The sequence below is a fragment of the Candidatus Omnitrophota bacterium genome (assembly GCA_014728045.1).
GTDB lineage: Bacteria > Omnitrophota > Gorgyraeia > Tantalellales > Tantalellaceae > WJMH01.
The window spans coordinates 76,766-90,583 of the sequence record WJMH01000002.1 but is presented as its reverse complement, the minus strand read 5'-3'; the positions used below and the strand labels follow the sequence as shown (position 1 = coordinate 90,583).

At 52.1% G+C, this 13,818-nt stretch carries 13 protein-coding genes; all 13 read left to right on the top strand.

Going from position 1 to position 13,818, the window contains the following annotated elements:
• Nucleotides 1-382: 382 nt before the first annotated feature.
• The 13 genes from raiA to rseP all read left to right on the top strand — a co-directional run bounded on the left by raiA (nucleotide 383) and on the right by rseP (nucleotide 13,818).
• The gene (gene raiA / locus GF409_00530; protein MBD3425695.1) at nucleotides 383-919 is read left to right on the top strand and encodes a ribosome-associated translation inhibitor RaiA; all 537 of its coding nucleotides are present in this window, start codon (nucleotides 383-385) and stop codon (nucleotides 917-919) included.
• A gap of 19 nt (nucleotides 920-938) precedes the next feature.
• Entirely contained in the window at nucleotides 939-2,228 is a 1,290-nt protein-coding gene (tig, locus tag GF409_00525) for a trigger factor (protein ID MBD3425694.1), read from the top strand.
• A gap of 22 nt (nucleotides 2,229-2,250) precedes the next feature.
• Entirely contained in the window at nucleotides 2,251-2,838 is a 588-nt protein-coding gene (clpP, locus tag GF409_00520) for an ATP-dependent Clp endopeptidase proteolytic subunit ClpP (GenBank protein ID MBD3425693.1), read from the top strand.
• Between the two features lie 37 nt (nucleotides 2,839-2,875).
• A complete protein-coding gene (locus GF409_00515) occupies nucleotides 2,876-4,012 on the top strand; it encodes an aminotransferase class V-fold PLP-dependent enzyme (protein ID MBD3425692.1) in 1,137 nt (378 codons plus the stop codon).
• Nucleotides 4,013-4,050: 38 nt separating this feature from the next.
• A complete protein-coding gene (locus GF409_00510) occupies nucleotides 4,051-5,643 on the top strand; it encodes a phosphoglycerate dehydrogenase (GenBank protein MBD3425691.1) in 1,593 nt (530 codons plus the stop codon).
• A 30-nt stretch (nucleotides 5,644-5,673) separates the two neighbouring features.
• Entirely contained in the window at nucleotides 5,674-6,921 is a 1,248-nt protein-coding gene (locus GF409_00505) for a homocitrate synthase (GenBank protein ID MBD3425690.1), read from the top strand.
• A 42-nt stretch (nucleotides 6,922-6,963) separates the two neighbouring features.
• Nucleotides 6,964-7,992, top strand: a complete 1,029-nt coding sequence (locus GF409_00500; protein MBD3425689.1) for a hypothetical protein — start codon at nucleotides 6,964-6,966, stop codon at nucleotides 7,990-7,992.
• A 21-nt stretch (nucleotides 7,993-8,013) separates the two neighbouring features.
• Nucleotides 8,014-9,291 (top strand): adenylosuccinate synthase, encoded by a 1,278-nt coding sequence (locus tag GF409_00495; GenBank protein ID MBD3425688.1) that lies wholly within the window; start codon nucleotides 8,014-8,016, stop codon nucleotides 9,289-9,291.
• A 45-nt stretch (nucleotides 9,292-9,336) separates the two neighbouring features.
• On the top strand, nucleotides 9,337-10,002 hold the full coding sequence (locus tag GF409_00490) for an OmpA family protein (protein MBD3425687.1): 666 nt from the start codon (nucleotides 9,337-9,339) through the stop codon (nucleotides 10,000-10,002).
• Between the two features lie 94 nt (nucleotides 10,003-10,096).
• Nucleotides 10,097-10,798 (top strand): isoprenyl transferase, encoded by a 702-nt coding sequence (locus GF409_00485; GenBank protein ID MBD3425686.1) that lies wholly within the window; start codon nucleotides 10,097-10,099, stop codon nucleotides 10,796-10,798.
• Nucleotides 10,704-11,603 (top strand): hypothetical protein, encoded by a 900-nt coding sequence (locus tag GF409_00480; protein ID MBD3425685.1) that lies wholly within the window; start codon nucleotides 10,704-10,706, stop codon nucleotides 11,601-11,603. The genes GF409_00485 and GF409_00480 overlap by 95 nt, the downstream gene beginning before the upstream one ends.
• A complete protein-coding gene (locus GF409_00475) occupies nucleotides 11,603-12,751 on the top strand; it encodes a 1-deoxy-D-xylulose-5-phosphate reductoisomerase (protein MBD3425684.1) in 1,149 nt (382 codons plus the stop codon). Before GF409_00480 ends, GF409_00475 begins: the two co-directional genes overlap by 1 nt.
• Entirely contained in the window at nucleotides 12,718-13,818 is a 1,101-nt protein-coding gene (gene rseP / locus GF409_00470) for an RIP metalloprotease RseP (protein MBD3425683.1), read from the top strand. Before GF409_00475 ends, rseP begins: the two co-directional genes overlap by 34 nt.

Genomic DNA, 13,818 nt, shown 5'->3' with positions numbered 1-13,818 from the left:
TCTGGATGAACCTTTCAGCGGTATAGACCCGATAGCGGTTTACGACTGCCAGGAAGTTATACGCGAGCTTAAGCAGATGGGACTGGGTATACTTCTTACCGACCATAACGTGAGGGAGACGCTGACCATAACAGACAGGTCCTATATAATGTACGAAGGGAACATTCTTATTTCGGGCAAAAAGGAAGAACTTATTAACGATCCGAAAGCGCGCGAGATCTATCTCGGGGAGAGGTTCACGATGTAGGCGCCTGCCGTTCGCGGGATCTGGTGACCCAAATGGCGGTAAAAGTTTGTGAAAAGTTTCACAGTACATATTGCAAAAAGAAACACATAATGGTATATTGTTATTCTTTCACTAAAGCTTTAGGGGGTGCAGGTAATGGAAATCAATATCACGGGAAGGAATATAGAGCTTAACAGTACCATCAAGGACTATGTCCAGAAGAAGATGGACAAGCTGGACCAGATGTACGGCCGTATATACGGGTGCGAGGTGGTGCTCGAGGAAGAGAAGGAAAGGAAGAACGTCGAGGTCATACTTTATCTCAAGAAGAACAAAGTAGTGGCCAAAGAGAGCTCGCCTGACATATTCGCTTCCATAGACAACGCTTCCGAGAACGTCAAGAAACAGCTCAGGCGCCTTACCGGCAAGCTGAGCTCAAGGAGAAGAAAGGCCATGCTGGGCAGGCTGATGAACCCCTTCAGGTCCGCGCCGGGTACCGCTGAAAAGCAGCAGGGCATGATAGTCAAGAGCAATACTTTCGCGGATAAGCCCATGCTTCCCGAAGAGGCCAAGCTGGAGCTGGACGTACTCAACAGGAATTTCATCGTTTTCAGGAACGCTGAGACGGGAGAGGTGAACGTGATCTATAAAAGAGGTGACGGGAATTACGGTATTGTAGAACCGAAGTTCTAGGAATGAACGACAACTTGGTATGGAGAGGCGATCAGATATGAAAAGCAGAATGAAAAAACTCAAGGGAACTGCCAGGCAGCTGGATATAGAAATGTCCAAAGAGGCAGTGGACAGTGTCTTTAGCGAAGTACTGGAAGACATACGCAGGAACGCCAAGATACCCGGGTTCAGACCGGGCAAGGCCCCGATGGATATTATACAGAAGAATTACCGCCAGGACGCGGAGGATGAGGTCAAGCAGCGTCTTATACCCCGGGGATACCAGATGGCGCTCGATGAACACGAAATAACCCCGGTAAGCTACCCCGAGGTATCGGATGTCTCTTTCGAGCTTTCCGGCACGCTCAAGTTCAGGGCGAAAGTGGATAGTTCCCCGGATGTGAACCTCAAGAAGTACAAAGGGTACAAAATAAACAAGAAGAAGGTTACCGTCACCGACGAGGAGGTCGAGGAGACACTTGAGAGAATAAGGAACATGAACGCCGAATTCTCCGACACCGACGGCCCCATTGAAAAGGGCCAGTTCGGCATCTGCAATGTCGAGACGTTCGTTAACGGCGAGTCGGTTTCAAAGGAACGGGAGGACATGTGGATAGAGGCCGATAAGGAGTCTTCCCTATTCGGTATGGGAGAGGAGCTTATCGGTCTGAAAAAGGGGGACACCAAGGAGATAGAGGTTACGCTTCCCGAGAAATATCCTGATGAGAAATACGCGGGCAAAAAGGCCATCTTCAAGGTAGAGGTCAAACAGACCAAGAAGAAGGAGCTTCCCGCCGTTGACGACGAGCTTGCCAAGAAGATGGGCAGGGAAACGATGCCCGAGGCCAAAGAAGAGATAAAGAAACAGCTCCTGGCCAGAAAAGAGGCCAACGAGAGGATCAACATGAAGAACCAGGTCATGGAAACACTTCTTAAGAAGCATTCTTTCGAGATACCCTCCTCGATGGTCGAAAGGCAGCTCAAGGTGCTCATGGAGAAGGCCGAGAACGAGCTTCTCCAGAAGGGCGTGGACAAGGCGAACATAGAATCTCACAAGGAAAAACTGGAAAGCCAGCTCAGGAAGGAAGCGGAGAACAAGGTCAGGCTTTATTTCATACTTGATGAGATAGCCAGCGCCGAGAACGTCGAGGTCTCCGACAGTGAGGTGGAAGAATGGTTGAAAAGGCTTGCCGCTTCTTATTCGCAGAGCTACGATGACGTGAAGAAGTACTACAATGACAACAATCTTATAAGCGGCCTGAAAGAACAGCTCAGGGAAGAGAAGACCCTTGATCTTCTGGTCGACGAGGCGACAGTTACGGAAAAATAAATCATTAGATACGGAGGGAATTATGAGCGTGATACCCATGGTGATTGAGAAGGAAGGCAGGCTGGAGAGGGCGTATGACATTTATTCGCGCCTTTTACGGGACAGGATAATCTTCATAGGCACGCCTATAGATGACAACGTGGCGAACGTGGTGATAGCAGAACTGCTCTTTCTGCAGATGGAGGACCCGGACAAGGATATAAACGTTTACATAAATTCTCCCGGAGGGCACGTGACCAGCGGTCTGGCCATCTATGATACCATGCAGTTCGTTAAACCCGACGTCAATACATACTGCGTGGGACAGGCTGCCAGCATGGGCGCGGTCCTGCTCGCTGCCGGTGCCAAGGGCAAAAGGTACGCCCTTCCGCATTCCCGGATCATGCTCCACCAGCCCTGGGGCGGAGCTCAGGGTGCCGCGGCGGATATACATATCCAGGCGCGTGAGATACTGAGGCTCAAGGAAAGGATCGAACAGATACTTGTCGGGCACACCGGCCAGTCGCATGACCGCATCAAGAAAGACACCGACAGGGATTACTTCATGAGCGCTGAAGAGGCCCGCGATTACGGTGTTGTTGACCAGGTCATCTCTGACATAGAGAAGTAATATGCAAAATGCTGAACGAATCATAGAAGGAGGAGTGATGGAGATGAGAAAGTACAGATTGATGTCACCCGGGCCGACGCCGGTGCCGGAGAAGGTTCTTTTAAGGATGGCCGATACGATTATCCATCACAGGACCCCTCAGTTCAAATCTGTTCTGAAAGAAGTAAACGTCAAGCTCAAGAAAGTGTTCAACACCGAGAACCCGGTCCTTATTTTCGCTTCCAGCGGTTCCGGGGCCATGGAGGCGGCGGTAGTGAACCTGCTTTCCAAGGGCGATAAGGCGATCGTGATAAAAGGCGGTAAGTTCGGACAAAGGTTCGCCGAGATATGCGAGGCATACGGGGTAGAGGTAGTACCCTATGATGTGACTTGGGGCGAGGCGGCGGATCCGGCAGAAGTGGAAAAGCTCCTGGGGGATAACCCGGGTGTAAAAGCGGTTTTCGGCACGCTCTGTGAAACTTCGACCGGCGTGGTCAACGATATAAAGGCCCTGGCAGGGGTCGTCTCCTCAACGGACGCGGTGTTCGTGGTGGACGCGGTCAGCGGTCTTTCGGCCGATGAGATAAAACCGGATGAATGGGGCGTTGACGTGGTAGTGAGCGGTTCCCAGAAGGGGCTCATGCTCCCGCCGGGACTGGGGTTGTTGAGTATAAGTCCCAAGGCCCAGAAGCTCGTGGAAAGCTCGGACCTTCCTAAATATTACTTCAGCCTGAAGGCGGCATTGAAGTCCCATGCCAAGGATGACACTCCCTGGACGCCCGCGGTATCGCTGATAATGGGGCTTGATGAAGTTCTGAACATCATGCTGGAAGAGGGGCTTGATGCGGTCCTCAAGCGGCACGGCCGCCTTGCGAACGCTACAAGGGAAGCCGTCAAGGCCATGGGTCTGGAACCCTTCGCGGCCAGACCATCCAACGCGGTCACCGCCGTAAAAGTACCGGAGGGTGTCGACGGTGCCGCTCTGGTGAAGAAAATGCGCGATGAACAGGGAGTTACCATAGCCGGCGGGCAGGCTGAGCTCAAAGGGAAAATATTCCGCATTGCCCATCTCGGATATATGGACGAATATGATACAATAAGTGCTCTTGCCGGAGTTGAAATGGTGCTTAGCCAGCTGGGTTATGATATAGAACTGGGCAAGGGTGTGGGTAAGGCTCAGGAATTGTTGAAGTGATCAGATGTCGAAGGAGATGATGCGGTATGGCCAGGAAAATAAAGATACTGATAAGCGACCCTCTAGCCAAAGAAGGCGTGAACCTGCTCAAGGAGAACAAGTCCTTCCAGGTGGACGAAGTATCCAAACTTTCTGAAACTGAACTTGCCAAGAAGATCAAGGGGTATGACGCCCTGATCATAAGGAGCGGCACTACCGTCACCAAAAAGATCATAGATGCGGCGGACAAGCTGCAGGTCATCGGCCGGGCGGGAGTAGGTCTGGATAACGTGGATATAGAAGCCGCCTCGAAAAAAGGCATCGTTGTCATGAACGCACCGGCGGGCAATACCATATCGACGGCGGAACTTGCTTTCAGCTTGATGGTCTCGATGTCCCGTAACATCCCCCAGGCGAGCCACTCCGTCAAGGGCGGCAAGTGGGACAGGAAGAAGTTCATGGGAGTGGAGCTCTACGGCAAGGTTCTCGGTATCATAGGACTGGGACGCATAGGGACCGAATTCGCCAAACGCGCGCTCAGCTTCGGGATGAAGATAGTCGCTTTCGATCCTTTTCTCTCTGAGGAAAAGGCCAAATCGTTGAATATAGAGCCTGTTGACCTGGACGTTCTTTTTCGTCAGGCCGATTTCATAACCATACATACTCCGCTTACCGACGAGACCAGGCATCTTATCGACGAGAAAGCCTTCAAGAAAATGAAAAAGGGCGTACGTATCATAAATGCGGCGCGCGGCGGCATAATAGACGAGAAAGCTCTGGCCAAGCATCTTAAGTCCGGCAGGGTGGCCGCGGCGGCCCTGGACGTTTACGAAACGAAGACCAAGCCGCCCGTTGACAGTCCCGTGGTCGAAATGGATAATGTTATCACGACGCCTCACCTGGGCGCGAGCACTGCAGAGGCTCAGCTTAACGTGGCCATCGACATGGCCCGGACGGTGCGTGACGCTCTCCTCGGCAAGGGATACCGCAACGCGGCTAATGTGCCTGCCATGGAAGAGGAGGCTCTCGAAGCTGTCAGACCTTACGTGATACTGGCCGAGAGGCTTGGCTCTATTCAGGCTCAGCTTATCGATGAACCCATAAGGGGCATAACGGTGCATTATGTCGGCGAGGTCGCCGACTGCAACGTCGAGATCATAACCAGCGCATTAATGAAAGGCATATTCAATCCGATACTGGAGGAGGACGTGAACTACGTCAATTCCATGCTGATAGCCAAGGAGCGGGGCATTAAGGTGACAGAGAAGAAGAGCCCGAAAATAACCGATTTTGCCAACCTGATCAGCGTTGAATTCGATACCGGCAAGAAAAAGTATTTCATTATGGGCACGCTTTTCGCGAACAAGGAACCGCGCATCATCAAGATGGACAAGTTCTACGTCGAAGCTATTCCTGAAGGTTATATGCTGGTCATCAGCAATAACGATGTTCCCGGTATAGTCGGTAAGATCGGAACCGCGCTCGGCAAGCATAACATAAATATCGCCGAGATGAGTTTCGGCAGGGACAAGAAGACCGGCGAGGCGATCAGCCTATTGAACGTCGACAGCGAGGTCCCCAAGAAGATACTTTCAAAACTTAAGAAGACAAAGGACATAAACGACATTAAACAGGTACATATAGAAACGTGATCGGGTCTTTATGCCCAGAAGGAGGCTCTTATGGTTAAACAAAAGAACATTATAAGGTTCATCGACGTCACCAACAGGGATGGGGTGCAGACTTCCCGTCTTGGCCTTTCCAAACTGCAGAAGACGCTGCTGAACATATATCTGAACAAAATGGGCGTTTTCCAGTCGGAATTCGGTTTCCCATTCACTAATCATGAGATCAATTATATTAACGCCAATCTTAAGCTTGCCCAAAAAAAGGTGATACATCCGATGAGGCTGGAAGGTTGGATAAGGGCTATCGAAGCTGACGTTAAGACGGCGGTCGATAATACCAGGGTCAAGCATCTGAACATGTCCATCTCAACTTCCGATATCATGATCGAGAAAAAGTTCGGAGGCAAGATGGACCGTGCCGGAGTCATAAAATCAATGACAAAGGCGCTGAAGCTTGCGAAGAAAATGGGAATAAAGACCGTGGGCGTTAACGCCGAAGACGCCTCGCGCAGCGACCTTGACTACCTTGTCGAATTCGGGCTTGCCGCCAAGAAGAACGGTGCGGACAGGCTGAGATACTGTGATACTCTCGGTTATGATGATCCGTTCAGCATATACGACAGGGTTTGCGAACTCGCCCGGGCGGTCAAGATGCCTATAGAGCTGCATTGCCACAATGACCTCGGAATGGTCGTAGCGGTAAGCGTGGCCGGCGCTAAGGCTGCCATAGACAGCGGTGTCGACGCGTATATCAATACCACGGTTAACGGTATGGGTGAAAGGGCGGGTAACGCCGACCTGGTAAGTTGCATACTTGCTCTTAAATATGCCAGCGGTTTCGCTAAAAATCCGAAGTACAAGGTAGACCCCAACATCAATCTGAAGATGTCATGGAAACTCGCTAAGTACGCATCTTACGCTTTCGGCGTTCCGATACCCGTAAACCAGGTGGGCGTTGGTGCTAACGCCTTCGCTCATGAGTCTGGTATACATGCGGACGGCGCCCTCAAGAACAGGCGCAATTACGAGCTTTATGATTTTGAGGAACTCGGACGGGGAGAACCCGAGGTCATAGACACCGGAAGAAAGATAACAGCCGGTGAATACAGCGGCATCAAGGGCTTCCGCAACGTATATAACCGCCTTGAGGTAAAGTTCAAGAACGACAAGGAGGCGACCAAGATACTGGAGCTGGTTCGTTATGCCAATGTGCATACGCAGAAGCCGCTTGTTAAGGACGAACTGATATTCATAGCCAAACACCCGGATATAGCGAGGCAGATATTCACCATGACGCCGTAAATGGGATCCGTTCCGGGCACAAAGATGAAAAGGTGGGCGATTATGAAGAGGGCCTTTCGGAAAGAACTGTTCATTGCTTGCGCGCTTCTGGTGGCGTTGAGCGCAGCCGGTATTTCTCCGGCCGCGACCGTCCCTGACAAGCAAGAGAAGGGTGCTATCGTACGCTGGTGGGAGAGATTGGTCGAGAGGTTCACAAAGGAAAAGGAAGAAGCGGAAAAGGCCATGACACCCCTTACCGGCGGACGGGTGAAGCCACCCGAAGAGGAAAAGGAAGAAGCCAGGGAACCGATAATCAAGCCCAGCCTGACGGTTACCAGGCAGAGGACCATAACCTCTATCCAACGTGACCTTGATGACGAGCCCCGGATCATGGAGCAGATAGAGGGCCTGACCCGGAAAAAGAGCGTCGATGGGACTATAGATTATTATTATGGTGAGCCGGACGCGATACCTATGAAGCTTGAAGACCTGGACCAGAGCATGCTGAGCAGATTGCTGAGCCGGGTTCGTCAGGAGAAGGCCGCGATCCGGAGGGAAGAGCTCCAGAGGCGAAAGGAGGCCCTGGAAGAAGAGCTTCCCGCCGAGGAGATGGAAGAGGAAGAGATCGTTGAAGAGGAAGAGCCCGAGCGCCCTGAGCGAGAAGAAATACTCCTGACAAAAGAGCAGATGATAACATCCATAAAGCGTCGGCTCAAGGTCTTTTCCGAGATAGAATTCATTATACCTGCGCTTAGCTCCAGGACCGATGAGGAAGGCAGGAAAGAGTTCTTTCTCATGACGCCGGACGGGGTGCCCACCAGGCTGGAAGACCTGGACAAGGAAACTTTGTCCGAGCTTTTCGCAAGGGTGAATAACGAGGCCACAAGGATAAACACTGAAAGGCTCATGAGGCAGATACAGCAGCAGGAGCAGATAAGAAGGAGCATACCGCAGCAGCCGCCTGCGGCTGTCCAGCCGCCGCCGCAGCCGCCTACGCCTCCACCTGCTCCGCCCAAGGTGTATACGCCGCCGCAGCAGCCGCCGAGTCCACCTCAGCCGCCGCAGCAGCCGACTCAGCCGGGTAGAAGGTAAATTTGCAGGAGAAAGGATGATATGGGACAGGTAACAGTATTGGTCGGAGCCCAGTGGGGTGACGAAGGTAAAGGCAAGGTGATCGACATATTGACCGAGGACGCCGATTGCATCGTCCGTTACCAGGGCGGTAATAATGCGGGGCACACGGTGGTCATAGGAGAGGATAAATACGTTCTGCATCTTATACCGTCCGGGATACTTCGTGAGGGTAAGATCTGCGTTATAGGCCATGGCGTGGTCGTCGACCCCAACGCCCTTATCGAGGAAATAGAGCTTTTAAAGGAAAAAAACATACAATGCGTAGGAAGACTGAAGGTGAGTGACAAGGCGCATATTATCCTTCCCTACCACAAGCAGATGGACGCACTGCGCGAATCACTGCGCAAACAGGGCAAGATAGGCACCACGAAAAAAGGTATCGGACCATGTTACGCGGACAAGGTATCCCGCATAGGCATACGCATGGCCGATCTTTTTGACAGGGATTATTTTCGCAGCCGGCTTGAGAGCAACGTGGAGGAGAAAAACCCCATTCTGCGTGACAACGGTCTCGATGAGCTCTCGGTCGATGAGATATTCGATGAATATGCCGGATACGCTTCATATCTGAAGGATTACGTGTGCGATACGATTTCCCTTATCAATGAGGAGCTCAAAAAGGGCGAATCCATACTATTCGAGGGCGCGCAGGGGACTTATCTTGATGTTGATTACGGCACGTTCCCGTATGTTACTTCTTCCAATTCGACTGCCGGCGGTGCCTGTACCGGAGGGGGTATCGGCCCCTCGCGCATAGACAGGGTGGTCGGTGTCGTGAAAGCATATACCACCAGGGTGGGGGAAGGGCCTTTTCCCACCGAGTTCGGTCCCGATCTCATGGATATCATCAGGCAAAAAGGCGGTGAGTTCGGCGCAACTACCGGGCGTGCCAGAAGATGCGGATGGTTCGATGCCGTTCTCGTGAGGAATTCGGTCCTTATCAACGGCATAGATCAGGTGGTCATCACCAAACTTGATGTGCTGGACGAGCTCGGTTCTATCAAGATATGCACGTCCTACAAGTACAAGGGCAAGACGTATAAGAACATACCGGGTGAACCGAGGTTCCTGGATGAATGTGAACCCGTATACGAGGAACACCCCGGATGGCAGCAGGATACTTCCCGGATAACTTCCTACGAAGAGCTTCCCGCCAACGCGCGGAAGTATCTGGACAGGATAAAAGAGCTTATAGGCACCGAGATCATGCTGGTTTCCGTGGGTAAAAGCAGGAAACAGACACTTATATATAAATGACATTTGGGACGGTCGATAGAGCTATTCGCCTATAAGGAGGTCAGAATGAACAGCAGAAAAATAATCACGGCGGCATTGGTCATGACGTTCGCTCTAAGCGTGTTAACATCCGGGTGCGCGGTGAATTTCTACAAGCAGAGCCCGCGCAGCAAGAAAAAGATCAAGAGTCTTAAGGCTAAGATAACTGACCTGGAAAAGCAGCGCGAGCAGGAGCGTAGAGAGTTCGCCGAGACCAAACGTCTTCTCGAGAGGAAACTCTCCAGCCAGATAAAGGACGAACAGGTTTCGCTTAAGATGGATGACCGGGGGCTGGTGATCATACTCAGCGACGATATTCTTTTCGATTCGGGCAAAGCGGAGATAAAGAGCGACGCAAAACCCATGCTGGACAAGGTGGCCAAGATAATCAGGCAAAAGGTGCCCGAGAAGAACATAGGGGTTACAGGGCATACCGACAACGTACCGATAACACATTCCAAATGGGAATCGAACTGGGAGCTTTCGACGGCCAGGGCGACCAATGTGCTTCATTACCTTGTTAAAGAGGGCGTTTCGCCCGGCAGGCTTTCGGCAACCGGCTACGGGGAGCATAAACCCATAGCTACGAATGCGACAGCTGAGGGGCGCGCGAAGAACCGCAGGGTGGAAATAGTGATACTGCCGGAATTCGTGGAAAAAAACGAGAAGGAGCTGGAGCGGGATATAAAATAATTCCAAATAACCGGTTTGACGGACATGAGATGACAAGAAGAGTAGCCCTGAACCAGTTAGCATTCAAGGCTACTCTTCACTTTTTGCGGAGTTGATGCTGATGGCTTTACCCAGGCATATCGCTATTATAATGGACGGTAACGGCAGATGGGCCCGCCGGAAGGGTCTTAACCGTATCATGGGACACCGTTCCGGGGCCAAGACCGCGGACAAAATTACCGAAGCCTGCGCAAGACGCGGGATAGAGGCGCTCACGCTTTACACGTTTTCGACCGAGAACTGGAAACGACCGAAAAAAGAAGTGGACGCCCTGATGGGCCTGATCGAGCGCACTCTTTCGGAGAACGAGAAGAAGATAAAGAGCAACAATATCAGGTTCAACGTTATAGGACGCATTGACGAGCTCGTCCCGTCACTCAGAGAACGCATAAGGCGCATGATGGCAGATAGCTCTTCCAATTCCGGGATGGTGCTTACCCTGGCGCTGAACTACGGGAGCAGACAGGAGATACTTGAAGCGGCGAAAAAAGCATGTGAGAAATCCGCTGAAAAGGGCATCGGCCAGGATGTTTTCAGTGAGGAGTATTTTTCGGGACTATTGTACACCTCTGATCTGCCGGACCCGGACTTTGTAATACGTACTTCCGGAGAAATGAGGCTCAGTAACTTCCTCCTGTGGCAGACAGCCTACGCGGAGATCTATGTTACCGATACGCTCTGGCCTGATTTCAGCGCGGATGAACTTGACAAAGCCCTGGAAGATTACCAGAGGCGGGATAGGAGGTTCGGTGAGTAAGTTCACGCTGAGAACGATCGTGAGCCTGCTTCTGGTCGGTTTTGTTGCCGCGGTGGTATACGTCTTTCCCGAATGGCTCTTCTGCGTTGTTGTTACTGTGTTCGTGGCTTTCGGATTGTTCGAGTTCTTCCGGCTTGTTGAGAACAAGGACATAAAGGTCCCGAAGTATTTTGGTACGATAATGGGAAGCCTTGTCCCGGGAGTGGTCTTTTTCAGCAGCTATATGCCCGAGGTGAAGAATCTGGAGCCCCTTTTTATAGTGGCAGCGGTCCTTCTGGCGCTGACCCTGCAGTTCATCAGGCGGGACAATGCCCGTGACCACCTGGTGAGCATGGCCCTTACACTCTTCTCGGTCTTATATATAGGCTGGTTCTTTTCCTTTTTAGTAAAACTTCGCCTGCTTGATAACGGAGCGCATCTTGTCGCGTTCCTTATTATCGTCACAAAAGGTGCCGATATAGGCGCTTACCTGATAGGCGGGCGCTGGGGCAGGACCGAGCTCATCCCCAGAATAAGTCCAAAAAAGACCAAGGAAGGGACCGTGGGCGGCGTATTCATCAGCCTGATCCTGGCGATGTTGTTCGGACCTTCCCTGACCGGTTTTTTCGTTCCGCACCTTATGGTGCTCGGATTCGGTCTGGCGGTCCTGGGCCAGGTGGGGGACCTGGCCGAAAGCCTCATCAAAAGGGACTGCAACGCCAAGGATTCGGGGACCGTTCTCGCGGCGATAGGCGGAGCGCTTGATCTGATCGACAGCCTTCTGTTCACGGCACCGATCTTTTATTTTTACGTGAAAGCTTTCTGATGAAAATAAAGAATATCAATATCCTGGGCTCTACCGGTTCAGTGGGCAGGAACGTCCTGGAAGTCGTCAGGTCCTACCCTGACAGGTTCAGGATTACGGGCCTCTCTGCCAACGAGAACACTTCCTTGCTGGCCGACCAGGCCGAGGAGTTCTCGCCCCGCGCGGTTGTTGTGAGCAGCGAGAAGTCTTGTTCCGATATCACTGGCAGGCATCGGTCCGATACCGAAATACTCGTGGGAGAGGAAGGGCTCGAAGAACTTGCTTCGGACCGAACGGCCGACATGGTCTTCGTGGCTATCTCAGGGGTCGCGGCGCTTAAGCCGCTGATGGCAGCGCTTAAGGCTGGCAGGACCGTTGCCCTGGCCAGTAAGGAGCCCGTGGTCAGCGCCGGTTCTTTGATCATGAAGCTGCAGGAAGAGAGCTCTTCGCGTGTTATCCCCGTTGACAGCGAACACAGTGCGATTATGCAGTGCCTCCAGGGCAGGAGCACCAGAGAAGTAAGGACCTTATACATTACCGGCAGCGGCGGTTCCCTGCGGAATACGAGCCGGGAGAGGTTCGATTCGCTTACCGTCGGGGAGGTGCTGGATCATCCCAAATGGGACATGGGCAGGAAGATCACGGTGGATTCGGCCACCCTCATGAACAAGGGGCTTGAAGTTATAGAGGCGCGGTGGCTTTTTGACATGGCGCCAGAAAAGATCAGGGTTGTCATACATCCTGAAGCCGTGATCCATTCCATGGTGGAGTTCAACGACGGCACGGTCACCGCCGGCATGTTCTGTCCGGACATGAGGTTCCCCATACTGAAGGCGATGAGCTACCCGGACATCCTGGAAAGCGATTTTCCAAGGATAGATTTTACCGAACTTAATAAACTAACCTTCCTTGAGCCGGATACCGGGAAATATCCCGCGCTCGAACTGGCATATTCGGTCCTGAAAGAAGGGGGCGTCATGCCGGCCGTTCTCAACGGTGCTAACGAGGCCGCGGTCAAACTCTTTCTTGAAGGCAAACTTAAATTCACCGGTATAACGGACACGGTCAGGCAGATACTCAGTAAATGCAAAAATATAATTGACCCTACTCTGGAGGATATTATAGACTCTGAGAAGTGGGCTATGGAGGAGGTGTTGAGAAGTTGCTGACGGTTATCGTAGTAGTTATAGTATTCAGCGTGCTTATCCTTATTCATGAGGCGGGGCACCTTGTAACCGCGAAGAGATTCGGTGTGGACGTCGAAGTGTTCTCTCTCGGAATGGGTAAACGCCTCTGGGGTGTTAAGAAGGGGGGGACCGATTACAGGATAAGTCTTATACCCTTCGGGGGATACATAAAGATGTCCGGGGAGGATCCCTCCGAAGCCAGCGGTGGTGAACATGAATTCGTATCCAAGCCAGTTGGCCACCGGTTCTGGGTCATCGTATCGGGTGCTCTGACGAATTACGTGTTCGCTTTTTTTCTGTTCTGGGTCATTTTCATGATAGGTGTGCCCACTCTTTCCAATGAGGTGGGGCAGGTGCTCAAGGGATATCCCGCGGAGGAAGCCGGCATAAGGCAGGGCGACAGGATCGTCTCGATCGGCGGTGAGAATATCGAGTACTGGGATGATATAGTAAAAGCCATAAAAGATAAGACCTCGGAAGAGCCGCGAGACCTGGATCTGGGGATCTTACGCGAAGGGCGCAAAATACAGATGCGGGTAACCCCGGATATCTCCACCGTTAAGAACATTTTCGGGCAGACGACATCAAGGCCTATGATAGGCATAGCCCCCCGTAGCGAGATACTTTCCGTTTCTTACGATCCGCTGAAAGCTTTCTATCACGGCGGGAAGAGGCTTGTGTATCTTACCGGTATGACCTATAAGGGGATATGGCTGCTCATCACGGGGGGGATGCCGGTAAAGACCTCTGTTTCGGGACCGATAGGGATAGCGCATCTTATGGGGCAGGCCGCCCGTCTGGGAATAGTGCCTCTTCTGATAATAACGGCTCATGTCAGCATGGCCCTTGCGATATTCAATCTTTTGCCTTTTCCGGTGCTGGACGGAGGGCATGTTATTTTCCTGGCGGCCGAAAAGATCAAGGGCAGGCCCGTGAGCCTGAAAGTACAGGAAGTCGTCACTCAGATAGCCCTTGTGATGCTTATCGCGTTCGCTCTTTTCGTGAGCTGGCAGGACCTTATCAAGTTCACCCCGCTTGGCGGGAAATAG

Bases quoted from the DNA above. Each gene is read 5' to 3' on its own strand.
- GF409_00500 (MBD3425689.1), top strand. From the start codon at position 6,964: ATGAAGAGGGCCTTTCGGAAAGAACTGTTCATTGCTTGCGCGCTTCTG.
- GF409_00495 (MBD3425688.1), top strand. From the start codon at position 8,014: ATGGGACAGGTAACAGTATTGGTCGGAGCCCAGTGGGGTGACGAAGGT.
- GF409_00480 (MBD3425685.1), top strand. From the start codon at position 10,704: ATGTTACCGATACGCTCTGGCCTGATTTCAGCGCGGATGAACTTGACA.
- raiA (MBD3425695.1), top strand. From the start codon at position 383: ATGGAAATCAATATCACGGGAAGGAATATAGAGCTTAACAGTACCATC.
- GF409_00485 (MBD3425686.1), top strand. From the start codon at position 10,097: ATGCTGATGGCTTTACCCAGGCATATCGCTATTATAATGGACGGTAAC.
- GF409_00505 (MBD3425690.1), top strand. From the start codon at position 5,674: ATGGTTAAACAAAAGAACATTATAAGGTTCATCGACGTCACCAACAGG.
- clpP (MBD3425693.1), top strand. From the start codon at position 2,251: ATGAGCGTGATACCCATGGTGATTGAGAAGGAAGGCAGGCTGGAGAGG.
- GF409_00490 (MBD3425687.1), top strand. From the start codon at position 9,337: ATGAACAGCAGAAAAATAATCACGGCGGCATTGGTCATGACGTTCGCT.
- tig (MBD3425694.1), top strand. From the start codon at position 939: ATGGAGAGGCGATCAGATATGAAAAGCAGAATGAAAAAACTCAAGGGA.
- GF409_00515 (MBD3425692.1), top strand. From the start codon at position 2,876: ATGGAGATGAGAAAGTACAGATTGATGTCACCCGGGCCGACGCCGGTG.
- GF409_00475 (MBD3425684.1), top strand. From the start codon at position 11,603: ATGAAAATAAAGAATATCAATATCCTGGGCTCTACCGGTTCAGTGGGC.